Annotated in this window: 23 protein-coding genes and 1 pseudogene; 22 read left to right on the top strand and 2 right to left on the bottom strand. The window is 50.7% G+C overall.

Translation table 11 applies throughout. The features are described from left to right. Positions 1-41 precede the first annotated feature (41 nt). From grpE to mtaB, 6 genes are all read left to right on the top strand, one after another. Positions 42-704: a nucleotide exchange factor GrpE gene (gene grpE, locus NSQ22_RS13120; RefSeq protein WP_008879920.1), complete on the top strand. Its 663-nt coding sequence runs from the start codon at positions 42-44 to the stop codon at positions 702-704. A gap of 22 nt (positions 705-726) precedes the next feature. After that, the gene (gene dnaK, locus NSQ22_RS13115) at positions 727-2544 is read left to right on the top strand and encodes a molecular chaperone DnaK (RefSeq protein WP_008879919.1); all 1818 of its coding nucleotides are present in this window, start codon (positions 727-729) and stop codon (positions 2542-2544) included. 126 nt (positions 2545-2670) lie between these two features. Next, positions 2671-3816 carry a molecular chaperone DnaJ gene (gene dnaJ, locus NSQ22_RS13110; protein ID WP_008879918.1) on the top strand — a complete coding sequence of 382 codons (1146 nt, stop codon included), beginning with the start codon at positions 2671-2673 and terminating at the stop codon, positions 3814-3816. 5 nt (positions 3817-3821) lie between these two features. Then, a complete protein-coding gene (prmA, locus tag NSQ22_RS13105) occupies positions 3822-4760 on the top strand; it encodes a 50S ribosomal protein L11 methyltransferase (protein WP_011887841.1) in 939 nt (312 codons plus the stop codon). An 18-nt stretch (positions 4761-4778) separates the two neighbouring features. Further along, positions 4779-5555 carry a 16S rRNA (uracil(1498)-N(3))-methyltransferase gene (locus NSQ22_RS13100; protein ID WP_011887840.1) on the top strand — a complete coding sequence of 259 codons (777 nt, stop codon included), beginning with the start codon at positions 4779-4781 and terminating at the stop codon, positions 5553-5555. Between the two features lie 78 nt (positions 5556-5633). Next, on the top strand, positions 5634-6983 hold the full coding sequence (mtaB, locus tag NSQ22_RS13095) for a tRNA (N(6)-L-threonylcarbamoyladenosine(37)-C(2))-methylthiotransferase MtaB (protein ID WP_008879915.1): 1350 nt from the start codon (positions 5634-5636) through the stop codon (positions 6981-6983). A 47-nt stretch (positions 6984-7030) separates the two neighbouring features. Here mtaB and NSQ22_RS13090 read toward each other — a convergent pair. Beyond that, a pseudogene (locus NSQ22_RS13090) lies at positions 7031-8511 on the bottom strand (IS1182 family transposase). Positions 8512-8773: 262 nt separating this feature from the next. On the opposite strand from NSQ22_RS13090, the gene deoC reads away from it, so the two are divergent. Further along, on the top strand, positions 8774-9445 hold the full coding sequence (deoC, locus tag NSQ22_RS13085; RefSeq protein WP_339263602.1) for a deoxyribose-phosphate aldolase: 672 nt from the start codon (positions 8774-8776) through the stop codon (positions 9443-9445). On the opposite strand, the gene NSQ22_RS13080 is transcribed toward deoC, so the two are convergent. Continuing rightward, on the bottom strand, positions 9442-10377 hold the full coding sequence (locus NSQ22_RS13080; protein WP_339263601.1) for a Na/Pi symporter: 936 nt from the start codon (positions 10375-10377) through the stop codon (positions 9442-9444). The two genes, deoC and NSQ22_RS13080, sit on opposite strands and share 4 nt — an antisense overlap. Before the next feature lie 185 nt (positions 10378-10562). Here NSQ22_RS13080 and rpsU point away from each other — a divergent pair, with 185 nt between their 5' ends. The 15 genes from rpsU (at position 10563) to dnaG (ending at position 23318) form a co-directional block, all read left to right on the top strand. After that, positions 10563-10736: a 30S ribosomal protein S21 gene (gene rpsU / locus NSQ22_RS13075; protein WP_008879912.1), complete on the top strand. Its 174-nt coding sequence runs from the start codon at positions 10563-10565 to the stop codon at positions 10734-10736. Positions 10737-10765: 29 nt separating this feature from the next. Next, positions 10766-11212, top strand: coding sequence for a GatB/YqeY domain-containing protein (locus tag NSQ22_RS13070; protein ID WP_008879911.1), 447 nt, complete (start codon positions 10766-10768; stop codon positions 11210-11212). Positions 11213-11314: 102 nt separating this feature from the next. Beyond that, positions 11315-11608 (top strand): sporulation protein YqfC, encoded by a 294-nt coding sequence (yqfC, locus tag NSQ22_RS13065; RefSeq protein WP_008879910.1) that lies wholly within the window; start codon positions 11315-11317, stop codon positions 11606-11608. Then, the gene (gene yqfD, locus NSQ22_RS13060) at positions 11605-12792 is read left to right on the top strand and encodes a sporulation protein YqfD (RefSeq protein WP_327997185.1); all 1188 of its coding nucleotides are present in this window, start codon (positions 11605-11607) and stop codon (positions 12790-12792) included. The genes yqfC and yqfD overlap by 4 nt, the downstream gene beginning before the upstream one ends. Positions 12793-12794: 2 nt before the next feature. Then, entirely contained in the window at positions 12795-13757 is a 963-nt protein-coding gene (locus NSQ22_RS13055) for a PhoH family protein (RefSeq protein ID WP_108438121.1), read from the top strand. Positions 13758-13807: 50 nt separating this feature from the next. After that, positions 13808-15910 carry an HD family phosphohydrolase gene (locus NSQ22_RS13050; protein ID WP_011887834.1) on the top strand — a complete coding sequence of 701 codons (2103 nt, stop codon included), beginning with the start codon at positions 13808-13810 and terminating at the stop codon, positions 15908-15910. After that, complete coding sequence (gene ybeY / locus NSQ22_RS13045) at positions 15907-16377, top strand: rRNA maturation RNase YbeY (RefSeq protein ID WP_008879906.1); 471 nt, start codon at positions 15907-15909, stop codon at positions 16375-16377. The genes NSQ22_RS13050 and ybeY overlap by 4 nt, the downstream gene beginning before the upstream one ends. Before the next feature lie 2 nt (positions 16378-16379). After that, positions 16380-16733 (top strand): diacylglycerol kinase family protein, encoded by a 354-nt coding sequence (locus NSQ22_RS13040; RefSeq protein ID WP_008879905.1) that lies wholly within the window; start codon positions 16380-16382, stop codon positions 16731-16733. A 122-nt stretch (positions 16734-16855) separates the two neighbouring features. After that, positions 16856-17254 carry a cytidine deaminase gene (locus NSQ22_RS13035; protein ID WP_008879904.1) on the top strand — a complete coding sequence of 133 codons (399 nt, stop codon included), beginning with the start codon at positions 16856-16858 and terminating at the stop codon, positions 17252-17254. After that, the gene (gene era / locus NSQ22_RS13030; protein ID WP_008879903.1) at positions 17247-18155 is read left to right on the top strand and encodes a GTPase Era; all 909 of its coding nucleotides are present in this window, start codon (positions 17247-17249) and stop codon (positions 18153-18155) included. Before NSQ22_RS13035 ends, era begins: the two co-directional genes overlap by 8 nt. 101 nt (positions 18156-18256) lie before the next feature. After that, entirely contained in the window at positions 18257-18400 is a 144-nt protein-coding gene (locus tag NSQ22_RS13025) for a YqzL family protein (RefSeq protein ID WP_008879902.1), read from the top strand. 31 nt (positions 18401-18431) lie between these two features. Then, entirely contained in the window at positions 18432-19208 is a 777-nt protein-coding gene (gene recO / locus NSQ22_RS13020) for a DNA repair protein RecO (protein WP_008879901.1), read from the top strand. A gap of 83 nt (positions 19209-19291) precedes the next feature. Next, positions 19292-19918: a helix-turn-helix transcriptional regulator gene (locus NSQ22_RS13015; RefSeq protein WP_255350177.1), complete on the top strand. Its 627-nt coding sequence runs from the start codon at positions 19292-19294 to the stop codon at positions 19916-19918. A 19-nt stretch (positions 19919-19937) separates the two neighbouring features. Next, positions 19938-20738 carry a pyruvate, water dikinase regulatory protein gene (locus NSQ22_RS13010; protein WP_339263594.1) on the top strand — a complete coding sequence of 267 codons (801 nt, stop codon included), beginning with the start codon at positions 19938-19940 and terminating at the stop codon, positions 20736-20738. A 780-nt stretch (positions 20739-21518) separates the two neighbouring features. Further along, positions 21519-23318 (top strand): DNA primase, encoded by a 1800-nt coding sequence (gene dnaG, locus NSQ22_RS13005; RefSeq protein WP_339263592.1) that lies wholly within the window; start codon positions 21519-21521, stop codon positions 23316-23318. Positions 23319-23330: the final 12 nt, after the last annotated feature.

The following is a 23330-nucleotide window of genomic DNA, read 5'->3' as shown; positions in this document are numbered from 1 at the left end:
TTGATACATAAATCGCAAACCCTGATAGGGAGGTGAAGGCAATGGAACAAGGAGACAAACAAGCTACATACAATGAGCTGGAAACGGAACAGCCGGTTTCGAAAGAAGGGGCAGATTCGCAACCGGAAGACGAAGCGATTGGCGCCGCTTCGGAGCATGCAGATGCACAAGCCGGCGAGAATCCGGAGGCAGCTTCTACGACAGCTGATCCTGCCGAGCAAACGTCGGTTGAGGCGGAAGAACTGGCCAAAGCCAAGGCGCAAGTTGCTGAATTGGAAGAGAAGTTAGCTGAGATGGAAAAGCGCTATCTTCGCCTGTACGCTGATTTTGAAAACTTCCGCCGCCGGGCACGTCAAGAGATGGAAGCGGCTGAAAAATACCGCGCCCAAAGTTTGGCGAGCGATTTGCTTCCTGTGCTCGACAACTTTGAGCGTGCGTTGAAAATAGAGACGGAAAACGAACAAGCAAAATCGATTTTGCAAGGGGTAGAAATGGTGTACCGTTCGCTCCTTGACGCGTTAAGAAAAGAAGGTGTCGAGGTGATTGAAGCGGTTGGCAAACCGTTTGATCCCCATTTACACCAAGCAGTTATGCAGACGGATGAAGGCGGCTATGAGCCGAATACGGTCGTGGAGGAGCTGCAAAAAGGCTATAAGTTAAAAGACCGCATTCTCCGTCCCGCTATGGTAAAAGTGAGCCAATAATGGAAACGGAGGGCGATGAGCGATGAGCAAAATTATCGGCATTGACTTAGGAACGACAAACTCTTGCGTCGCTGTGTTGGAAGGCGGCGAAGCGAAAGTCATTCCAAACCCAGAAGGGAGCCGCACAACCCCGTCGGTTGTGGCGTTTAAAAACGGTGAACGTTTAGTCGGCGAGGTTGCCAAACGGCAAGCGATCACGAATCCGAATACGATCATCTCGATCAAACGCCACATGGGCACGGATTACAAAGTCGAGATTGAAGGAAAGCAATATACGCCGCAAGAAATTTCGGCGATCATTTTGCAATATTTAAAATCGTACGCTGAAGATTATTTGGGTGAGCCGGTGACGCGCGCTGTCATCACCGTGCCGGCGTATTTCAACGATGCGCAGCGCCAAGCGACGAAAGACGCTGGACGCATCGCCGGTTTGGAAGTTGAGCGCATCATTAACGAACCGACGGCTGCGGCGCTTGCTTACGGCCTCGACAAAGGCGAGGACCAAACGATTCTCGTCTATGACTTGGGGGGCGGAACGTTTGACGTCTCGATTTTGGAGCTTGGCGACGGTGTGTTTGAAGTAAAAGCGACTGCTGGGGACAACCATTTAGGTGGCGATGATTTTGACCAAGTCATTATCGACTATTTAGTCAGCCAGTTTAAGCAAGAGAACGGCATCGACTTGTCCAAAGACAAAATGGCGCTCCAACGCTTAAAAGATGCGGCCGAAAAAGCGAAAAAAGAACTGTCTGGTGTGACGCAGACGCAAATTTCGCTGCCGTTCATCAGCGCGAACGAAAACGGTCCGCTCCACCTTGAGACGACGCTCACTCGGGCAAAATTTGAAGAGCTGTCCGCGCACCTCGTTGAGCGCACGATGGGGCCAGTCCGTCAAGCGTTGCAAGATGCCGGTTTGACGTCTGCGGATATTGACAAGGTGATTTTAGTCGGTGGTTCGACTCGCATTCCGGCCGTGCAAGAAGCGATTAAGCGTGAGCTTGGCAAAGAGCCGCACAAAGGCGTTAACCCGGATGAAGTCGTGGCCATCGGAGCGGCGATCCAAGGCGGCGTCATCGCCGGTGAAGTAAAAGATATTGTCTTGCTTGACGTTACCCCGCTGTCGCTCGGTATTGAAACGATGGGCGGCGTGTTTACGAAATTGATCGAGCGGAATACGACGATTCCGACGAGCAAATCGCAAGTGTTCACAACGGCGGCCGACAATCAAACAACGGTCGACATCCACGTTTTGCAAGGGGAGCGTCCGATGGCGGCTGACAACAAAACGCTTGGCCGCTTCCAGTTAACTGACATCCCGCCGGCGCCGCGTGGTGTGCCGCAAATTGAAGTCACGTTCGATATTGACGCCAACGGTATCGTTCATGTGCGTGCGAAAGATTTAGGAACGAACAAAGAGCAATCCATTACGATCAAATCGTCATCCGGCCTGTCGGAAGAGGAAATTCAGCGCATGATCAAAGAGGCGGAAGAAAACGCCGAAGCCGACCGGAAGCGGAAAGAAGCGGCCGATTTGCGCAATGAAGCCGATCAGCTCATCTTTACAACGGAAAAAACGGTCAAAGAGCTCGAAGGAAAAGTGAGCGCTGATGAAATCAAAAAAGCGCAAGAAGCGAAAGATGCATTGAAAGCAGCGCTTGAGAAAAACGATCTTGATGACATCCGCAAGAAAAAAGATGCACTGCAAGAAGCGGTGCAGCAGCTATCGATCAAGCTGTATGAACAAGCGGCGCAACAAGCGCAACAGGCGCAATCCGGCGCGGCCGATAAGAAAGACAATGTGGTCGATGCGGAATTTGAAGAAGTCAATGACGACAAATAATGAAAAAAGTCAAAGTCAGGCCTGCCTTGGCTTTGACTTTTTTTCTAGCATTCACATATTGCCATAAAATAAAGGGAAATGATAAAATTATCTTTATGTGAGTGAATCGGGAGTGGATGACCAACGATGGCGAAGCGTGATTACTATGAAGTTCTTGGCGTCAGTAAAAACGCGACGAAAGACGAGATTAAAAAAGCGTATCGAAAGCTTTCGAAGCAGTATCATCCAGACATTAACAAAGCGCCGGACGCCGCAGAGAAGTTTAAGGAGATTAAAGAAGCGTATGAAGTATTAAGTGACGATGAAAAACGGGCTCGCTACGACCGGTTTGGCCACGCCGACCCGAACGAGGCGTTCGGCGGTGGATTCCAAGGTGGCGGGTTTGATTTTGGTGGATTCAGCGGTTTTGGCGGCTTTGAAGATATCTTTGAGACGTTTTTCGGCGGCGGTTCACGCCGGCGGGCAAGCGGGCCGCGAAAAGGAGCCGACTTGGAATATATGATGACGCTCACATTTGAGGAAGCAGCGTTTGGAAAAGAAACGGAAATTGAAGTTCCGCATGAAGAAACGTGCGATACGTGCCACGGCAGCGGAGCGAAGCCAGGTACAAGCCCGCAATCGTGCCCGCATTGCCATGGTAGCGGACAGGTGACAAGCGAACAGGCGACGCCGTTTGGCCGCATTGTCAACCGCCGGACATGTCCGGTTTGCGGCGGCACGGGCCGTCACATTCCGGAAAAATGTCCGACGTGCGGCGGCACCGGGCACGTCAAAAAGCGGAAAAAAATTCATGTCAAAATTCCGGCTGGTGTTGACGATGGCCAGCAGCTGCGTGTCGCCGGCAAAGGGGAACCGGGCGTCAACGGCGGGCCGCCAGGGGATTTGTACATCATTTTCCGCGTCCAACCGCATGAGTTTTTCAAACGCGACGGTGATGATATTTATTGTGAAGTGCCGCTTTCGTTCGCTCAGGCGGCGCTTGGTGATGAAATTGAAGTGCCGACGCTCCACGGTGATGTAAAGCTGAAAATTCCGGCTGGCACACAAACGGGCACGCGCTTCCGCTTAAAAGGAAAAGGAGTGCCGAACGTGCGCGGCTACGGCCAAGGCGACCAGCACGTCATCGTCCGCGTTGTGACGCCGACGAAGCTGACAGAAAAACAAAAACAGCTATTGCGCGAGTTCGACCGACTCGGTGGGGAAACGATGCACGACGGGTCGCACGGCCGTTTTTTTGAAAAAGTAAAAAAGGCATTTAAAGGAGAAACGTGAGCGCGATGAAATGGTCAGAAATCAGCATCCATACAACGCACGAGGCGGTCGAGGCGATTTCAAACATTTTGCATGAGGCAGGCGCCGGTGGTGTTGTTATCGAAGATCCGTACGATCTTGTCAAAGACCGCGACGACTGGTATGGCGAAATCGTCGAGCTCAATCCGGACGATTATCCGGAAGAAGGCGTCGTCATTAAGGCGTATTTGCCGGTCAATAGTTTTCTGGGTGAAACGGTAGAACAAATCAAGCAGGCAATTAACAATTTATGGCTATACGATATTGATCTTGGCAAAAATAAAATTACGTTGAGCGAAGTGAATGAGGAAGAATGGGCAACGGCGTGGAAAAAGCATTACCACCCGGTAAAAGTATCGGAAAAGTTTACAATCGTGCCGACATGGGAAACGTATGAGCCGGCTTCCAACGATGAGCTGATCATCGAAATGGATCCGGGTATGGCGTTTGGCACCGGCACCCACCCGACAACGGTCATGTGCCTGCAGGCGCTCGAAAAATATGTGCATCCTGGAGACAATGTCATTGATGTTGGCACCGGCTCCGGCATTTTAAGCATTGCTGCTGCCATGCTTGGCGCCCATTCGGTGCGGGCGCTCGACTTAGACCCAGTGGCAATCGACAGCGCGCGGCTGAACGTCAAGCTCAATAAAGTGCAACACGTTGTCACGGTCGCGCAAAACAATTTGCTTGACCATATCGATGAGCAAGCCGATGTGATCGTCGCCAATATTTTAGCTGAAATCATTTTGCGCTTTACGGCTGACGCCTACCGGCTATTGAAACCGGGCGGCCGCTTTATCACGTCTGGCATCATTCAGGCGAAGAAGCAAGATGTCAAGGACGGACTGCTTGCTGCTGGATTTTTCATTGAAGAAGTCAATGTGATGGAAGACTGGGTGGCGTTTGTCGCCATCAAACCGTAAGCAAAGAAGGGATGTTTGGTGCAGCGTTATTTCGTTTCCGACCGGGAGCGCCAAGGCGAAAACGTCGTTATCAGCGGCGATGACGCCCATCATATTTCCCGCGTTATGCGCATGAAGCCGGGAGACGCCATTGCCTGCGTATTTCCGGATGGACGCACGGCCGTGTGCCAAATTGAACAAATTGCCAATGAGCAAGTATGTGCCCGTATTGTACAATGGAAGGAAGAAGGGCGCGAATTGCCGGTGCGCATTTATATCGCCCAAGGGCTGCCAAAAGGAGAAAAATGGGAGCTCGTCATCCAAAAAGGAACGGAGCTCGGCGCTGCCGGCTTTCTTCCATTTGTGGCCGCTCGTTCGGTCGTTAAATGGGATGCCAAAAAAGCAGAGAAAAAAGTGGAGCGGTGGAAAAAAATTGCGAAAGAGGCGGCCGAGCAGGCCGAACGAACGTTGTTGCCCATCGTGCGGGCGCCGCTTTCGCTTAAGGAACTGATCGCTTTCGGGGAAACGGTTGATAGCCGGCTGTTTGCCTATGAAGAAGAAGCGCGCGGAGGGCGGCATGCCTCACTTCCGGCGCTCCTTGCCGACCTTCAGCCCGGCAGCTCGCTTTTAGCCGTCTTTGGGCCGGAAGGCGGGTTCAGCCGTGAGGAGGCGGAACAGCTCAAGCAAAGCGGCTTTTTACCGTGCAGCCTCGGCCCGCGTATTTTGCGGACGGAAACGGCGCCGCTCTACTTGCTTGCCGCCGCTTCGTACGAATGGGAGCTTTGTGAATCAGGCTCTAAGAGAGAGCGAGAGTAACGTAGCCGATTTGGAGTTTATCATAAAACATCTAGCCCTCGCTGGCGATCAGCGGTGGTGCAGAGTGAGGTGAAGAATATGCCAACAGTGGCTTTCCATACATTGGGCTGCAAAGTCAATCATTATGAAACGGAAGCGATTTGGCAGCTGTTTAAAAAGGCCGGCTATGAACGGAAAGAGTTTGAAAGCCATGCTGATGTATATGTGATCAACACGTGTACGGTGACGAACACCGGCGATAAAAAAAGCCGCCAAGTTATCCGCCGTGCGGTGCGCCGCAATCCGGACGCTGTCGTCTGCGTGACCGGATGCTATGCGCAAACATCGCCAGCGGAAGTGATGGCGATTCCTGGTGTTGATATTGTCATCGGTACGCAAGACCGGCATAAAATTTTAGACTATGTCGAGCAGTTTCAGCGTGAACGGCAGCCGATCAACGCTGTCCATAACATTATGAAAACACGCGTGTTCGAAGAAATGGATGTGCCGGCATTTACTGACCGGACGCGGGCGTCGCTCAAAATCCAAGAAGGGTGCAACAACTTTTGCACGTTTTGCATCATTCCGTGGGCGCGCGGCTTGATGCGTTCGCGTGATCCGCAAGAAATTATCCGTCAAGCGCGTCAGCTCGTTGCCGCCGGCTATAAAGAAATCGTTTTGACCGGCATTCATACAGGTGGCTATGGCACTGATCTCAAAGACTACAATTTTGCTGCGCTTTTGCGTGATTTGGACGAGCAAGTGCCAGGGCTCAAACGGATCCGCATCTCATCGATCGAAGCAAGCCAGCTGACCGATGAGGTCATCGATGTCTTGCGACGGTCGGATAAAATCGTCCGCCATTTGCACATCCCGCTTCAATCGGGATCAAACACGGTGCTCAAGCGGATGCGCCGCAAATATACGGTCGAATTTTTTGCTGAGCGGCTCGCCCGATTGCGTGAAGTGTTTCCAGAACTCGCAGTGACGTCCGATGTCATCGTCGGCTTCCCAGGTGAAACGGAAGAAGAATTTATGGAGACGTACAACTTTATCCGCGAACAGCGGTTCTCTGAGCTGCACGTCTTTCCATATTCGAAACGAACCGGCACACCGGCAGCTCGCATGCCGGACCAAATCGATGAAGAGACGAAACATGACCGCGTCCGCCGCTTAATTGCCCTTTCCGACCAGCTGGCGAAAGAATACGCCTCCCGGTTCGAAGGGCAAGTGCTCGAGGTTATTCCGGAAGAGCACGATAAGGAAGAGCCGGGAATGTATATTGGTTATACCGATAACTATTTGAAAGTGCGCTTCCCGGCGACAGAAGAGATGGTCGGCGAACTTGTTAAAGTGAAAATTACGAAGGCCGGCTATCCGTATAACGAAGGCGAGTTTGTCCGCGTTGTGTCGGATGAGGCTGTCCGTTCGGTGAAATTAAGCTCATAAGCAAAATGATCGGTTCAGGAGAAGTGTGACCGACTCAAAAACCCAGCCTAAAGGCTGGGTTTCAGACTGTTGACAAAATGGGTTTCAGACGAATGTCTGAAACCCATTTTGTTCCATAAATAGACTATGTTTTCAAAAAAAGTGGGTAGGATGGGAAGCCATGCAAAGGAAAAGAAAGGGCGGTGCTTCGCCTTCCATAGGTAATTCGCCAGTTTTTTTAAATTCATGGCAGCACAAACAAGCATCGCCTGCGCCTCATTTTTTTCCAATCCCCGGTAATGCGTCCAGCGCAGACCATGCTTCTCTTTCATATCGGCGAAATCCCGTTCAATCGTCTCTTTTCGGAGGGCATAGAGTTCCCGGTATTCCGGAACATACCGCAAATGCTCTGCTTCTTCATAGTAGTCCTGCCATACGTGGCGAGTGACTACTTTGGTGTAGCTCTTGCTTTGCGTGCACTGATGAAGATACGGACAGCTTCGGCACACCGCCGGGTCCGATTTGTATTCCCGGTACCCTTCCCGATTCGTAGTAGAGTAAGATAGAACTTGATCATTGGGGCATAGATAACAATCAAAATATTCGTCATACACAAAATCTGATTTCCGAAAGAATCCATCTTTTGTTTTCGGGCGAGTGTACGGCCAAATCGGCTTTACCCCTTGTTCGAGTAAATACTTGGCAATGGCAGGAGTTTTATATCCTGCGTCTACACACACGGCTTCCGGACATGATTGGATTTCCCGTTTCACTCGTTCGAACAGCACAAAAAACGCTTGACTGTCATGGACGTTGGCTGCCGTCACGTAGGTCTGTAGAATCCATCCGTTGCGATCACAAGCTGTATGATACGAATAGGCAAACACTCGCTCCCGTTCATTTTTCACCAACAGTCCGCTCTCCGGATCCGTTTTGCTTACTTTTACTTCCCGTTTTTTTTTTTCTCAGATGGCAACGGCGATTTTCCATGAGCGATCCGATCCCGTTCGATTTCTTTTTCGAGTTCCTGTTGGTAGGCTTTGGCTTCGACTTCTGCCATTTCCGTTGTAAACTTCTTTTTATTGGCGCTTGCTTTGACATGAGTGGAGTCTACGTACAAGACACTCGAATCTACCAATCCGTGTTCAAAGGCTTCTTTTAAAATCCGTGAAAAAATTTGATGGAATACATCCGTTCCAGCGAAACGACGCGCATAGTTTTTACTTGGCGTCGAGTGATGAGGAACGGGATCATGAAGACTAAGTCCTAAAAACCAACGGTAGGCGACGTTGGTTCGGATTTGTTCGACGGTTTCACGCATGGAGCGAATCCCAAATACATACTGAATCAAATACATTTTAAACAACATCACTGGATCAATGCTCGGACGTCCATGATCAGGAGAGTAGAGATCTTTCACCACATCATAGATAAAAGAAAAATCAATGGCCGCATCCAGCTTTCTTACCAAGTGATCCTCTGGAACCAGATCATCCAGTTTCACCGTGGTTTCGGTATAGCGCCCATCTTCTTGGTGTGGCCGAAGCATCGTTCCTTTCCTCCATTTCTCCCTCGTCTTACCTTCATAATAAAACAGCTTGTCGACTTTGTCGACAAGCTGAAACCCAGCCTAAAGGCTGGGTTTTTCGTTTTCCGTCCATTTCATTTAATGGTATCGGGTTAAAAAGTTCGCTGAGAGCCGAAATAGGAGACAATATAGATGGTGGCTAGTTTTTGTTGCAAGGACATGGTATGATGGTAGACGTCAGACCTTTGTTTAATGAAAGAGCGGGAGAAAGGAGCGACTTTCCATGACGGTGAATATTGCTAAAATGATCGATCATACGTTGCTTAAGCCAGAAGCGACGGAAGAGCAAATCATTCAACTATGCGACGAAGCAAAGCAACACGGCTTCGCCTCGGTGTGCGTCAACCCAGCGTGGGTGAAAACAGCGGCACGCGAGCTTTCCGACACTGATGTCCGCGTCTGCACGGTCATCGGCTTTCCGCTTGGGGCGACGACGCCGGAAACAAAGGCGTTTGAAACGAACAACGCTATCGAAAACGGCGCCCGCGAAGTCGATATGGTAATCAACATCGGCACGTTAAAAAGTGGTAACGATGAACTCGTTGAGCGCGACATTCGTGCGGTTGTTGAGGCGGCGTCCGGGAAAGCGCTTGTGAAAGTGATCATCGAAACGGCCTTGTTGACTGATGAGGAAAAAGTGCGCGCCTGCCAATTGGCGGTGAAAGCGGGCGCCGATTACGTAAAAACGTCGACCGGATTCTCAGGCGGCGGAGCGACGGTCGAAGACGTGGCGCTGATGCGCCGGACAGTTGGCGATAAAGCAGGTGTCAAAGCCTCAGGAGGCGTCCGCGACCGAAAAACAGCCGAAGCGATGATTGAAGCTGGGGCCACGCGCATTGGGACGAGCTCCGGGGTGGCGATCGTCAGCGGCCAAACCGGCGGCGCTGACTATTAAGTCCGCCTGCGGGCGTGCAAAAATAAAATAGCCGTCTCAATGGCGCCGACAAACGGCAAGGCGGCGACAGAACAAATGACGTTAAACAAGACGCTTACATGGGCGAGCTGCACGTCAGGCGCCGGACTGAGCATCACAGCGAGGCGGGCGAGCGCTTCGATCCAAAAAAGAAATGCGGCCACGCCGACGACGTTCAGCCATAAATGGGTGTAGGCGGTTAATTGCGCTTCCTTGCTTGAGCCGATAGACGCCAACAATCCGGTGATGCACGTGCCGATGTTGGCACCAAGCAAAATAGCGATGGCGGCTGGCAGTGTCAACAATTGCTCGTTTAAAAATCCCATAGCGATGCCGATCGTCGCCGCGCTTGAATGAACAAGAGCGGTCAGAATGATGCCAACGAGAAGGCCGATTGCCGTTGAACCGTTTGTCTGTTGCAGCCAAGCATCAACGAGCGGATAGGAAGCCAGCGGCTTAGCGAGGCTACTGAAGCCGTCCATGGCAAACAACAAAGCGGCGAGGCCGACAGCAATCATCCCAAGGCTGTAAACGAGGCGGTGGCGTCCGATAAAGACGAGCAGCGCGCCGCCAAGAAGGAGCGGAATGGCACCATCGCCGATATCGAGCGTTATTAGCTCAGTCGTGATTGTTGAGCCGATATTGCTGCCTAAAATGATACCGATCGATTGGCGGAATGATAAATAGCGAGTGGCAACGAGGCCGACAGTCATCACCATCACTGCCGAACTGCTTTGCACAAGCGCGGTCGTCGCCAAGCCGGTGAGAAACGCTTGCCACGGTGTGGCAGTAAACCGCATGAGCCATCGTTTCAACCGATGGCCGGATAAGGTGTAAAACCCAGCTTTCATCATGAACATGCCAATCAGGAAAACGGCAGTGTAAATGGCAAACAGCATCAAAAGCGGCCCCATGGACGTTCTCCCCTTTCATCCTAATATGTATGGGCCTTGTCCGCGGGGAATGACCGTTTTTTAGGGAAGTGGGACAGAACGGACTGAGCGCGACCATGCTTTTTTTATTGACCTTTTCCGTCGGCATGTATTATAATTGACAAGTACAATATGCAATGGTTGTTGTTCGGAGGGAGGGAAGCAGGATGTCCAAAACGATCGTTCGCAAAAATGAGTCGATCGATGACGCTCTTCGTCGCTTTAAACGTGCCGTTTCGAAAACCGGTACTTTGCAAGAAGTGAGAAAGCGCGAATTTTATGAAAAGCCAAGCGTCAGACGGAAGAAAAAATCTGAAGCGGCTAGAAAGCGCAAGCACTAAGAGCATGCATTAAAGAGGGTGTATAATCGGTGAGTCTTCTCGATCGTTTGAATGACGATATGAAGCAAGCAATGAAAAACAAGGAGAAAGAAAAGCTGTCTGTTCTCCGCATGCTGAAGGCGGCGTTGCAAAATGAAGCGATCAAGCTCGGCAAAAGCTCGCTGTCAGAAGACGAAGAGCTGACGGTTCTTTCTCGCGAACTGAAGCAGCGTAAAGACTCCCTCCAAGAATTTGAAAACGCTGGCCGTTCAGATCTTGTCGAAAAAGCGAAAAACGAAATTGAAATCGTTCAGTTGTATATGCCAAAACCGCTGACGGAGGATGAGTTGCGCGAACTGATCGAGCAGACGATCAAGGAAGTCGGCGCTTCTTCGAAAGCGGATATGGGAAAAGTGATGGGTGCGATCATGCCGAAAGTGAAAGGAAAAGCGGATGGTTCGCTCGTCAATAAACTTGTCCAACAACAGCTTTCATAAAATGCAATGGGCCTTGCCGACAGGCGGGCTCGTTGTTTTTGAAAAGCGGTGCTAGAACCCCCTTTTGTCTCATACATATGAGATGAAAGGGGGTTCTTTTTAATGATGAAAAAGTGGCGCCAGCAGATGAAGCGGTGGATGACGGAAAAACTTGAACTTCCCGCCGACATCATGATGGACCTGCCCCGCATTACGATGGTTGGACAAATACATATTTACATCGAAAACCACCGTGGGCTGCTTGCGTTCAGCGATAAAGAGCTCCGCCTTTTGCTGCGGAACGGGCAGCTGCTTGTCCGCGGCGAACAATTTGTCATTAAAACGATTTTGCCGGAAGAAATTTTACTCGAAGGGAAAATTAGCCAAGTCGTTTATATAGAGGAGGAAAAACGATGAAAAACGAATGGGTTGACACGTTTACCGGCAGCGTGCGAGTCAAGGCGGAAGGAAAGGGGACGGAACGGCTGATCAACGCCTGTGTACGCAACGGCATCACCGTGTGGAACGTGAAAAAACATAGCCGGGATACCGCAACGTTTTTTATTAAGCTCAGCGATGTGAAACGGCTGCGCCATATCGCCCGGCAAAGCGAATGCAAGCTTTCGTTTGTCGGGAGAACCGGGCTGCCGTTTTTTTGGCGCCGCGCGTGGCGAAACAGCGGGTTTTGGCTCGGTCTGTTCGTTTTTATAGTCATTATGTTTTTGCTGTCCAACATCGTTTGGAACATTGACATCGAAGGCGCGACCCCCGAGACAGAACATCAAATTGTACGCGAACTGAAACGAATGGGAGTCGAGCGCGGTGCGTTCCAGTTTCTGCTTGACGACCCGGAAACGCTGCAAAAAAAGTTGACCGAACGCATTCATGACATTACGTGGGTCGGTGTTCAATGGGAGGGAACATCGCTTCACTTCCGCGTTGTCGAAAAAGAGATTCCTAAGCCGAAACAGCCGGCTCCACCACGCCATTTAGTCGCCAAAAAAGAGGCGGTGGTAGCTGACTTATTTGTTGAAGAAGGACAACCGCTTGTGTCTGTCAACGATTATGTACAAAAGGGCCAACTGCTTGTTTCTGGCATTATCGGCGTCGAAGGGCGGACGAAATTTGTGCCGTCCACGGGGAAGGTGTTTGGCGAAACATGGTACAAGTCTACTGTTGTCTTGCCGCTCGAGACGACATTTCACGTGTTGACTGGAAAATCGATTGAGCGCCATTATATCGGAATCGGCCGCTTTTCCCTTCCGGTTTGGGGATGGAAGAAACCGACGTTTACTCATACTGTTATTGAGAGAGAAAAACGGCCGTTCCGTTTTTGGAAATGGGACTTGCCGTTTTATTATGAGCGCGTCATCGTTCGCGAGGCGGAAGCGGTGAAGCGAAGCTATACGTGGGAAGAAGCGTTCGTGGAAGCGAAAAAGATCGCCCGCCGTGAATTGCAGGCCAAGCTGCCGGAGGAGGCAACCATTCGTGGCGAAAAAGTTTTGCATCAGAGCAAAGAGAGTGGTAAAGTAAGGGTAGAATTGCATTACACAGTCATTGAAAATATTGCCGTACCACAACCAATCGTTCAAGGAGATTGAGAATGTCAGAGCAGTTTGTTACGATCAGCCAACACGTGCGCAATCAGCAGGAAGCATCGGCGCTCTTTGGCGTCCATGATGCCCATTTAAAGCGGATTGAAGAGGAGCTTGGCGTGTCGATTGTGACGCGCGGAGAAACGGTTAACGTCTCAGGTACGCCGCAGCAAGTCCAACTTGTGGATGAGCTGCTGCGCCATTTGTTGATCGTCATTCGCAAAGGGGTGGCGATCAGTGAGCGCGACATCATGTACGCCATTCAGATGGTAAAAAAAGGGGCGATTGATGGCCTCGTTCAGCTATATGACGAGGAGATCGCGAAAAATGCCAAAGGGAAGCCGATTCGTGTCAAAACATTAGGCCAGCGCTATTATGTTACGGCGATTGAACAGCACGATTTGACGTTCGGCATTGGGCCGGCTGGTACCGGGAAAACGTACTTGGCTGTTGTCATGGCGGTCAAAGCGCTGAAAAGCGGCAACGTCAAGCGCATTATCCTCACCCGTCCGGCCGTCGAAGCGGGGGAGAGCCTCGGCTTTTTGCCCGGCGACTTGAAAGAAAAGGTAGATCCGTATTTGCGTCCGCTGTATGACGCTCTTGACGATATATTAGGAGCGGAGTATACACAGCGGTTGATCGAGCGCGGCACAATTGAAATTGCCCCGCTCGCTTACATGCGCGGCCGAACGCTGGAGGATGCGTTCGTCATTCTTGATGAAGCGCAAAATACAACACCGGCGCAAATGAAGATGTTTTTAACCCGACTCGGTTTTGGATCGAAAATGGTCATTACTGGCGACATTTCGCAAGTCGATTTGCCGAAAGGGGTTGAATCAGGACTTTCCGTTGCCAAGCGCATTTTGTCGCCTATTAGCGGCATCGCCTTTGTGTTTTTGGAGCAGTCCGATGTTGTTCGCCATCCGCTCGTTGCAAAAATTATTGATGCTTATGATGAGGCTGGTTTATAGAAAAAAGACTGAAAGCCATGGTCTTTTCTTGAAAAGCGAGGGGAAAACCGGTGGGAAGGCTTCGTTTTTTTCTTGAGCGGACAAAAGATGTCCGCTTCACCCGCTTTTGGCTGTTTTTGTTTTTGGCTGCGCTGTTGTTTACTGTCCTGTATTGGCAAGTGAAGCCGCGCCAATATGAGTTGCGCTTGTTTGACGTCGCGAAGGAAACGATCCGCTCCCCGGTGACGGTGGAGGATAAGGAAGCGACGGCGAGACTAAAAGAAGAAGCAGCTGCCAAAGTAGCGGACGTGTACACATTGAAAAAAGAATATGCCGAAAACCGAGTCGATCTTCTTTCCTCGCTGTTTGCTGCCATCGAGAGCGTACAGAATGAGGCGGATTCGGACAGCTCGCCTAGCGAACTGGCGGCTAAGCTTGAAGAACGGTTGCCGCCGGAGTGGCTCGCCTATTTGTCTGCCGACGAATGGCAACGGTTGCTAAGCGCTTCTCCCGATGAGCTCAAAACGGCGAAAGAAGCTGCGTTGACAGTCGTGCACGCGGCTATGAGAGAACGCATTTCCCAAGCGGATCTTGAACAGGCGCGTGCGAAAGCAGCGAAAGAGCTCGAATATGCCGCGCTGTCGCCCCCGCTTCGTGAAGCGGTTGCCAAGCTTTGCCGGCAGGCGGTCATTCCGAACGTCGTTTACGATCGAACGGCGACCGAGGAGAAACGACGCCAGGCGATGGACGAAGTGAAACCGGTGAAAATTTTGCAAGGACAAGTGATCGTGGAAGAGGGGCAGTTTATTACGAGCGATATTTATCATCAGCTTGAACTTGTCGGACTGCTCAACGGCGGTCGCACCCCTTGGCCGGCGGTCGGGCTGTTTTTGTTCGTGCTGCTTCTGCTCTCACCGCTCGTTTACTATTTCCGCGCCGAAACGACGAATGAAAAGCTGTCGCTTTATGCCGCGATTTTTACGTTTATGATGACGGTGATGGTGCTTATCCGTCTTCTATCGTCCGGTGGTGCCGTCTCAGTCGGCTACCTCGTTCCAGCAGCGCTCGGGCCGATGCTTGTCCGCGTGCTGCTCGGCGAGCGGCTCGCGATCATGACAGCGGTCATCGGAGCCATATGCGGCAGCCTACTGTTCAATGAGGAAGTTGGAGCAGCCGGTGCGGTGTCTGTGTCCTTGGCTATCTATCTGCTCGCTGGAGGAATGGCTGGAACTTTTTTTCTATCTAAGGAGTTGGCGAAAGCAAAAATATGGCGGGCCGGCGTGCTCGTCGCTGCGGTCAATATTGTTTCGCTCCTTTCATTGTTGTTGTTAAAAAATGGACGTTATTCGTTGATGGAGATCAGCCTCTTTGTTGTGATGGCAGCTGCTTCAGGCATTGTTTCTGCCATTTTGACAATCGGACTGTTGCCGGTGTTTGAGGCGACGTTTGGCATTTTGTCGCCGCTCCGGCTCATAGAATTGTCCAACCCGAACCACCCGTTGCTGCGGAAGTTGCTGACCGAAGCGCCGGGAACGTACCATCATAGCGTCATGGTCGCCAATTTGGCCGAAGCGGCGTGCGAGGCGATCGGCGCTGACGGCTTGCTGGCGCGCGTTGCCTGTTATTATCATGACATCGGTAAGACGAAGCGGCCGCGCTATTTCATTGAAAACCAAATGGGTGGCAATCCGCATGACCATTTATCGCCGCAATTGAGCAAAAATATAATTATCGCCCATGTTGCTGATGGCGCCGCCTTGCTTCGCCAGCACCGGCTGCCGAAGGAGATCGTTGACATTGCCGAACAGCATCACGGCACAACGTTGCTCAAGTATTTTTATCATAAGGCGCGCGAGCAAACCGAATTTGTTTCTGAAGCGGAGTTTCGTTACCCTGGCCCGAAGCCGCAGACAAAAGAAGCGGCGGTCATCAATATTGCCGACAGCGTCGAGGCGGCCGTTCGCTCGTTATCCAATCCATCGCAAGAAAAAATTGAAAAGATCGTGCGGGCGATTATCGCTGACCGTCTGCAAGACAACCAACTGAACGAATGCGACATTACGTTGAAAGAGCTGGAAATCGTCGCTCGTTCGCTTTGTGAGACGTTAAACGGCGTCTTCCATTCGCGCATCGAATATCCGGAAGTACGAAAGGAAAAGGTGAAGCATGCATGACGATTCAAATCGATTTTATCGATGAGACGAACGAAGTGACGGCCGAGCAAATCGAGACGCTCGAGCAACTGATTCGCGAAGCGGCGGCCGTCGAGAACGTGCCGGAGGGGGCGGAAGTAAGCGTTTCGTTCGTGGATAACGAACGCATTCGTGTGATGAACCGCGATTACCGAGGCAAAGATGCTCCCACGGACGTGCTATCGTTTGCCCTTGAAGAGGAGGGGGAAGGAGAAATCGACATCATCGGTGCTGATGTGCCACCGGTGCTCGGCGATATTATCATCTCCATCCCGAAGGCGAAGGAGCAGGCCGCAGAATACGGGCACTCGTTCATGCGCGAGCTCGGATTTTTGGCCGTGCACGGCTTTTTGCACTTGCTTGGCTATGACCACGAGACGGAAGAGGAGGAGAGAGTCATGTTTGCCAAGCAAGAGGAAATCTTAACACGGTTCGGGTTGACGAGATAGCCATGCGAGGCATACGGGAACGGGATCGTTTCGCTTGGGCTTGGGCAGGAATGAAGGCGGCGGTGAAGGAGGAGGCGCATTTGCGTTTCCACTTGGCGGCCGCCGTTGTTGCCTTTGCGGCCGCTGGTATCGTTGGACTGTCACGGTGGGAATGGATCGTGTTGGTGCTGACAGTTGGCGCGGTCATTACGCTGGAGCTTGTCAATACGGCCATTGAGCGTGCTGTTGACTTAGTGACGGGCGAGTTTCATCCGCTGGCGAAAGCGGCGAAAGATATCGCTGCTGCCGCTGTGCTTGTGGCCGCCGGGCTCGCTGTGATCATCGGAGTGTTGTTGTTTTGGCCGCATCTTCACTAAGTGAACAAGAAAGAAAATTCTAATTTTTCTGTTACATTTTCGTTTCAGATGATGAAATTTACGCTGTTTTTTTGTAAAATAAAAGAAAGCAGTGTTTGCTTTCGGGAAGGGAAGAGTTATTGGTGAAAATCGAGCAGCTCATTGTCGAAGCGAAAAAAGCGCGCGAACTCGCCTACGTGCCGTACTCAAAGTTTAAAGTTGGCGCCGCTTTATTGACGAAAGGCGGCAGCGTGTATCGTGGTTGCAACATTGAGAATGCTGCCTACAGCATGTGTAATTGTGCGGAACGAACCGCGCTGTTTAAGGCATATTCGGAAGGGGAGACGGAGTTTGCTGCGCTTGCGGTCATCGCTGACACCCCTCGTCCGGTGCCGCCGTGCGGCGCATGCCGCCAAGTGATCGCCGAACTTTGTCCCGGCGATATGAAGGTCATTTTGGCCAACTTAAGCGGAGATATCAAAATAGTCACTGTTAACGAATTACTGCCAGAAGCTTTTGCAGCGGAGGATATGCATGAATAAACAGGGATACAAATCAGGATTTGTTGCTATTATCGGAAGACCAAACGTAGGAAAATCAACGTTTTTAAACCGCGTCATTGGGCAAAAAATCGCCATTATGAGCGACAAGCCACAAACGACGCGTAATAAAATTCAAGGTGTTTATACGGACGATGAAGCCCAAATCATTTTCATCGACACCCCAGGGGTTCATAAACCGAAACACAAGCTCGGCGACTTTATGATGAAAGTGGCGCTCAATGCGCTTCGCGAAGTCGATTTGATTTTGTTTATGGTCAATGCGGAGGAAGGATTTGGGCGTGGCGAAGCGTTTATTATTGAGCGTTTGAACGAAGTCAATACTCCGGTGTTTTTAGTGATCAATAAAATCGACCGCGTCCATCCGGATGAACTGCTGCCGATCATTGACCGGTACAAGGATTTGTACCCTTTTGCCGAGATCGTGCCAATTTCGGCGCTTGAAGGGAACAATGTCGAGCGTCTGTTGGAGCAAATTAAACAACGGTTGCCAGAAGGGCCGCAATATTACCCACCGGATCAGATTACCGACCATCCGGAACAGTTTATTATTGCCGAGCTCATTCGTGAGAAAGCGCTTCACTTAACGCGCGAGGAAGTTCCGCATTCGATCGCTGTCGTCGTGGAACGCATCGAGCGGCGCGAGGAGACGGGCACAGTATACGTCGGCGCTGTCATCGTTGTCGAGCGTGATTCACAAAAAGGGATCATCATCGGCAAACAAGGCCGAATGTTAAAGGAAATCGGGCAGCGGGCGCGCGCTGACATTGAGGCGCTGCTCGGGTCAAGAGTGTTTTTGGAGCTGTGGGTGAAGGTGCAAAAAGATTGGCGCAACCGTCTTGTGCAGCTGCGTGACTTCGGGTTTCGAGAAGACGAGTATTGAAGGCTAGAAAATTTTACGCGACATAAACCATCTTTGCCCGAGCCAACCTATAGGTAGACCACCAATACGCAATGCCTGCAGGCGGAAAGAGGTGTCATTCCATGCTTGAGTTTACGTGGAAGTTGTTTAGCCAAACAGGCAATATTGATACGTACCTTCTGTTTAAAGAGCTCGAACGTGAACAGCGGTTTAACGGCAAGGAGCAAAACGCCGAACAGGAAGAAATCGACCAACCGATCTCCTAGTATTGTTGTTGGCTAAAGCGGTGGTGATCGAATGTTTCAAAAGTGTGAAGCGATCGTCATACGGGCGATCGATTATGGCGAGACAAATAAAATTGTCACATTGTTTACACGAGAATGGGGAAAGGTGGCTGCGATGGCACGGGGAGCGAAAAAGCCAAGCAGCCGCCTTTCTGCTGTTACGCAGCCGCTCGCCTACGGCCATTACTTGATTCGCCGCAGCCGCGGCGTCGGCCTTCTTCATCAAGGGGAGCTTATTGACTCGATGCGAGTGCTGCGTGAAGATTTGTTTGCCGCCGCTTATGCGGCGTATATTGTTGAGCTCACCGATAAAAGCACGGAGGAGCAAAAACGTAATCCGTACTTGTTTGAGCTGCTGCTACAAACATTACAATATATGAGCGAAGGTCGCGATTTAGAGATTATGACCTTTATTTATGAAATGAAAATGCTTTCGGTGCTCGGCATCCCGCCTGTGCTCGACCGCTGCGCCCGCTGCGGGGCGACGGAAGGGCGCTTCTCGTTTTCGGTCAAGGAAGCAGGCTTCCTTTGCCATCGTTGCGAGGCGGCCGATCCGCACCGCTTTCCGCTTTCGCCGGCCTCAATTCGGCTGTTGCGCCTGTTTTACCATATTGACCTCACGCGCCTCGGAGCGATTTCGGTAAAAGAAGGCACCAAAGCAGAATTAAGGGCTGTATTGTCCAGTTACTATGATGAATATGCTGGCCTGTCGCTGAAGGCAAAGCGCTTTTTGCAGCAAATCGGCGAGCTGAAAGGCACGCTTGACCCAGGCGATGGACGCAACAACTAATTTTCCTTGTAAACGCGGTGTGTAGTATAATATGAACGAGAGTCATAGCGTATGGGACCTTTTTTGCAAGGTGGTGAGCGACGATCGAACTGAATAAACGCCAGGAGCAAATTTTGCAAATTGTAAAAGACTACGGGCCGATCACGGGGGAGAGCATCGCTGAAAAGCTGAACTTGACCCGGGCGACGCTTCGACCCGATCTAGCCATTTTGACGATGGCCGGCTATTTGGAAGCACGGCCGCGCGTCGGCTATTTTTATACTGGAAAGACGGGCACGCAACTGTTGGCTGATAAAATTAAAAAAATGAAAGTCGCAGATTATCAATCGATTCCGGTCGTCGTCAACGAAAACATGAGCGTCTATGATGCGATCGTTACGATGTTCCTGGAAGATGTGGGTACGCTGTTTGTCGTCGATGATGAGTCGCTGCTTGTCGGTGTTTTGTCGCGCAAAGATTTGCTGCGTGCGAGCATCGGCAAACAAGAGTTGACGGCGATTCCGGTCAATATTATCATGACTAGAATGCCGAACATCGCCGTTTGTTATAAAGATGATTCGCTCATTGACGTAGCCGAGCAGCTGATCGAAAAGCAAATTGATGCCATGCCGGTCGTGCGCAAAACGGAAAAAGGATATGAAGTGGTCGGTCGCATTACGAAAACGAATATGACGAAAGCATTTGTTTCATTAGCGAAAGATGATGTATGAGTCCAAAAGGAGGAGACACATGAATCAGCGCCTCGTTTACGTCGTATCTGATTCGGGTGGGGAAACGGCCGAGCTTGTCGTGAAAGCGGCGGCCAGCCAGTTTTACGCCTCGCCGGTTCAAGTAAAACGCGTCCCGTACGTAGAGGACAAAACAACATTAGCTGAAGTTGTCGCATTGGCGAAAATGAACCAAGCCATTATCGCCTTTACACTCGTTGTCCCGGAGATGCGGGAGTTTTTGCTCACTGAAGCGGCACGCGAAGGGGTTGTCGCTTACGATATCATCGGCCCGCTCATTGAAAAGATGAGCGACTTGTTCCAGCTGAAGCCAAGGTATGAGCCGGGTCAGGTGCGTGTGCTTGACGAAGATTATTTCAAAAAAATCGAAGCGATTGAATTTGCCGTAAAATACGATGATGGCCGCGATCCGCGAGGCATTTTGCGCGCCGACATTGTGTTGATCGGCGTATCGCGCACATCAAAAACGCCGCTGTCGCAATATTTGGCACATAAGCGGCTGAAGGTGGCGAACGTACCGATCGTTCCGGAGGTCGAACCGCCCGAACAGCTATTCCAAGTCGGTCCAAGCAAATGCTTTGGCTTGAAAATCAGCCCGGACAAGTTGCTATCGATTCGCCGCGAGCGCTTGAAATCCCTAGGCTTGAACGATCAAGCCATCTATGCGAATATGGATCGCATTAAAGAGGAGCTGGCCTATTTTGACAGAGTGGTGAAAAAAATCGGTTGCGATGTCATTGACGTAACGAATAAAGCTGTTGAAGAAACAGCGAGCATTATTATGAAAAAGTTAAAACGTTAATACTACGTCATTGTTTCCGTTTTGTCCGCACGGTTTCCTGATCGGAATCGTGCGTTTTTCTATGGCATATTGCTGCAGCTTATATTATAATAAAAAATTGTGAGAAAAATGCCCCGTATAGGTTTAGAGCGGTCATGAGACGAGTAAACTATTTATAGCTGCTTGTCAAGTGCCGTGAAAAAAGTTTTTTCGACAAAAAATGTCGAACGCCCACAATATTAAAGAAGGATTTTTTAGAACGGTGTAGAATAATAGGGGGTGTAAAGACATCCCTTGCCGTAACAGCAGGTCAGTTCACTGCAACGACGTGCCAAGAAAAAAGTGAAATTTTCTTTCCGGTGCTGAAATATAATATACCGAGTGCGTTTTCGGATAGTGTTGCTGTCATTGATTTCTGCTGGGCTAGCAGGACGAAGGGGACAGCGGCCAGCCCGGTTGCTCAGCCTTTGATTTTGAAGGCAAGGGGGAAGGCGAAACGGAGATATTGAAAAAATTTGTCGAAATCAAAAGGGAAATGGGCTTGCCGCCGAGAATAAATATGTGACGAGAACATTTATATGAGTCTGCGGCTTCAGTTGCTGGGATGAAAGTACTACGGGGGTTAAACAACCAAAAGCACTCTTGAACCGGGGAATAGGCCGTTAAGCATCGGGCAGGGATTTGCTTATGAAAGTCTTGTGGAATAAGAGTCGGTTACCCATGTGAAGCCATGGAAGAAGCTCTGTAGTACACAAGACCCCCATGGCTTTAGCCATCAAGGAGGTTCAGGGGGTTGTTCATATGGGATATCGTATTCCTGAAGAAACGATTGAAGCGATTCGCCGCAGCGTCGACATTGTTGACGTCATTAGCGAATATGTTCAACTGAAAAAACAAGGTCGCAACTATTTTGGTTTGTGCCCGTTTCACGGAGAAAAAACGCCATCGTTTTCCGTTTCCCCGGAGAAACAAATTTTCCACTGCTTCGGCTGTGGGGCGGGAGGGAATGCCTTTACGTTTTTAATGGATATAGAGGGCATTCCGTTTGTGGAAGCGGCGAAACGTCTTGCGGCTAAAGCAGGCATTGACTTGTCTGCCTATCAGCTGAATGTTCGCGGGCATGATGATGGCAAAGCCGGCGAGGCTAAGGTGATGATTGAAGCACACACCTTGCTGAAACGTTTTTACCACCATTTGCTTGTTTATACAAAAGAAGGACAAGCAGCGCTTGATTACTTGCAGGCGCGCGGATGGACAAAAGAAACAATCGACCGGTTTGAAATCGGTTATGCGCCGGATGCGCCCGATGCGGCGGCCAAGTTGCTCGATAGCCATTCCTTTTCACTTCCGATGCTGGAAAAGGCGGGCTTGGTCACGAAAAAAGAAGACGGACGGTACGTCGACCGCTTCCGAAATCGGATTATGTTTCCGATCCTTGATCACCGCGGTGAGACGGTTGGGTTTTCCGGCCGTCTGCTCGGTGAGGGGCAGCCGAAATATGTTAACAGCCCGGAAACACCGATTTTCCGTAAAGGCATGCTTTTATATCACTTTCATGAGGCGCGGGTGCCGATACGCAAGCGGCAAGAGGCGTTGTTGTTTGAAGGGTTTGCGGATGTGATTTCCGCCGTGCAGGCTGGCATTGATTATGCGGTGGCAACGATGGGCACGTCGCTGACCGAGGAGCAGGCACGCATTTTGCGCCGCCATGCGGAAACGGTCACGATTTGCTACGATGGTGACAACGCCGGAATGGAAGCCGCTTGGCGCGCCGCAGAGCAACTGAGCGCGCTCGGATGCCGCGTCAAGGTGGCATCCATTCCGAACGGCCTTGATCCGGATGAATATATACGCGTTTACGGCAAGGACCGGTTTGTTGGCGAAATTGCTGCTGCTCAGCCGCTTATGGCGTTTAAAATGAACCATTTGCGACGGGGGAAAAATTTGCAGCACGAAGGCGACCGGCTTCGTTATATTGAGGAAGTGCTCCGCGAAATCGGCAAATTGCCGAGTCCTGTCGAAAAAGATTATTATGTACGTCAGCTCGCGGATGAGTTTTCTTTGTCGCTCTCCGCGCTCAATGAGCAGCTGTCCCGCTACAAGCAGGAAACGTCAAAGCCGCGGGAAACGTCAGCCAACGAAAAGGCCTCACGGCCGACGTTAACAAAAAAGCTGCTACCGGCTTTCCACAATGCAGAGCGGCTGCTGCTTGCTCATATGATGCGAAGCCGCGATGTGGCATTGTTCGTTCAAGAGCGGGTCGGCGGACGTTTTAACATCGAGGAGCATCGGGCGTTAGCCGCTTATATTTATGCTTTTTATGAAGAAGGGCATGAAGCTGACGTCGGCGCGCTCATGATTCGGCTTCCTGATGAGTTGCAGTCGTTAGCGAGTGAGCTGTCGCTTCTGTTGGTGACGGATGACGTCTCCGAGCAAGAGCTCGCCGATTATATTAAACATGTGTTGAATCACCCGAAATGGTTAATGCTAAAGGAAAAAGAGCAAGAAAAAATTGAAGCGGAGCGAAGAAAAGACTTTTTGACGGCCGCCCGCATCGCCAAAGAAATGATTGAAATGAAAAAAATGTTATCTTCTTCATAACATGGTGGTATG

The sequence above is a fragment of the Geobacillus sp. FSL K6-3411 genome, from assembly GCF_037965715.1.
In the GTDB taxonomy this organism is placed as follows: domain Bacteria; phylum Bacillota; class Bacilli; order Bacillales; family Anoxybacillaceae; genus Geobacillus; species Geobacillus thermodenitrificans.
The sequence above is the reverse complement of the archived record's forward strand: the minus strand, read 5'-3'. Positions and strand labels throughout refer to the sequence as shown.

Bases quoted from the DNA above. Each gene is read 5' to 3' on its own strand.
- grpE (WP_008879920.1), top strand. From the start codon at position 42: ATGGAACAAGGAGACAAACAAGCTACATACAATGAGCTGGAAACGGAA.
- dnaK (WP_008879919.1), top strand. From the start codon at position 727: ATGAGCAAAATTATCGGCATTGACTTAGGAACGACAAACTCTTGCGTC.
- dnaJ (WP_008879918.1), top strand. From the start codon at position 2,671: ATGGCGAAGCGTGATTACTATGAAGTTCTTGGCGTCAGTAAAAACGCG.
- prmA (WP_011887841.1), top strand. From the start codon at position 3,822: ATGAAATGGTCAGAAATCAGCATCCATACAACGCACGAGGCGGTCGAG.
- mtaB (WP_008879915.1), top strand. From the start codon at position 5,634: ATGCCAACAGTGGCTTTCCATACATTGGGCTGCAAAGTCAATCATTAT.
- deoC (WP_339263602.1), top strand. From the start codon at position 8,774: ATGACGGTGAATATTGCTAAAATGATCGATCATACGTTGCTTAAGCCA.
- NSQ22_RS13080 (WP_339263601.1), bottom strand. From the start codon at position 10,377: ATGGGGCCGCTTTTGATGCTGTTTGCCATTTACACTGCCGTTTTCCTG.
- rpsU (WP_008879912.1), top strand. From the start codon at position 10,563: ATGTCCAAAACGATCGTTCGCAAAAATGAGTCGATCGATGACGCTCTT.
- yqfC (WP_008879910.1), top strand. From the start codon at position 11,315: ATGATGAAAAAGTGGCGCCAGCAGATGAAGCGGTGGATGACGGAAAAA.
- yqfD (WP_327997185.1), top strand. From the start codon at position 11,605: ATGAAAAACGAATGGGTTGACACGTTTACCGGCAGCGTGCGAGTCAAG.
- NSQ22_RS13055 (WP_108438121.1), top strand. From the start codon at position 12,795: ATGTCAGAGCAGTTTGTTACGATCAGCCAACACGTGCGCAATCAGCAG.
- ybeY (WP_008879906.1), top strand. From the start codon at position 15,907: ATGACGATTCAAATCGATTTTATCGATGAGACGAACGAAGTGACGGCC.
- NSQ22_RS13040 (WP_008879905.1), top strand. From the start codon at position 16,380: ATGCGAGGCATACGGGAACGGGATCGTTTCGCTTGGGCTTGGGCAGGA.
- era (WP_008879903.1), top strand. From the start codon at position 17,247: ATGAATAAACAGGGATACAAATCAGGATTTGTTGCTATTATCGGAAGA.
- NSQ22_RS13025 (WP_008879902.1), top strand. From the start codon at position 18,257: ATGCTTGAGTTTACGTGGAAGTTGTTTAGCCAAACAGGCAATATTGAT.
- recO (WP_008879901.1), top strand. From the start codon at position 18,432: ATGTTTCAAAAGTGTGAAGCGATCGTCATACGGGCGATCGATTATGGC.
- NSQ22_RS13010 (WP_339263594.1), top strand. From the start codon at position 19,938: ATGAATCAGCGCCTCGTTTACGTCGTATCTGATTCGGGTGGGGAAACG.
- dnaG (WP_339263592.1), top strand. From the start codon at position 21,519: ATGGGATATCGTATTCCTGAAGAAACGATTGAAGCGATTCGCCGCAGC.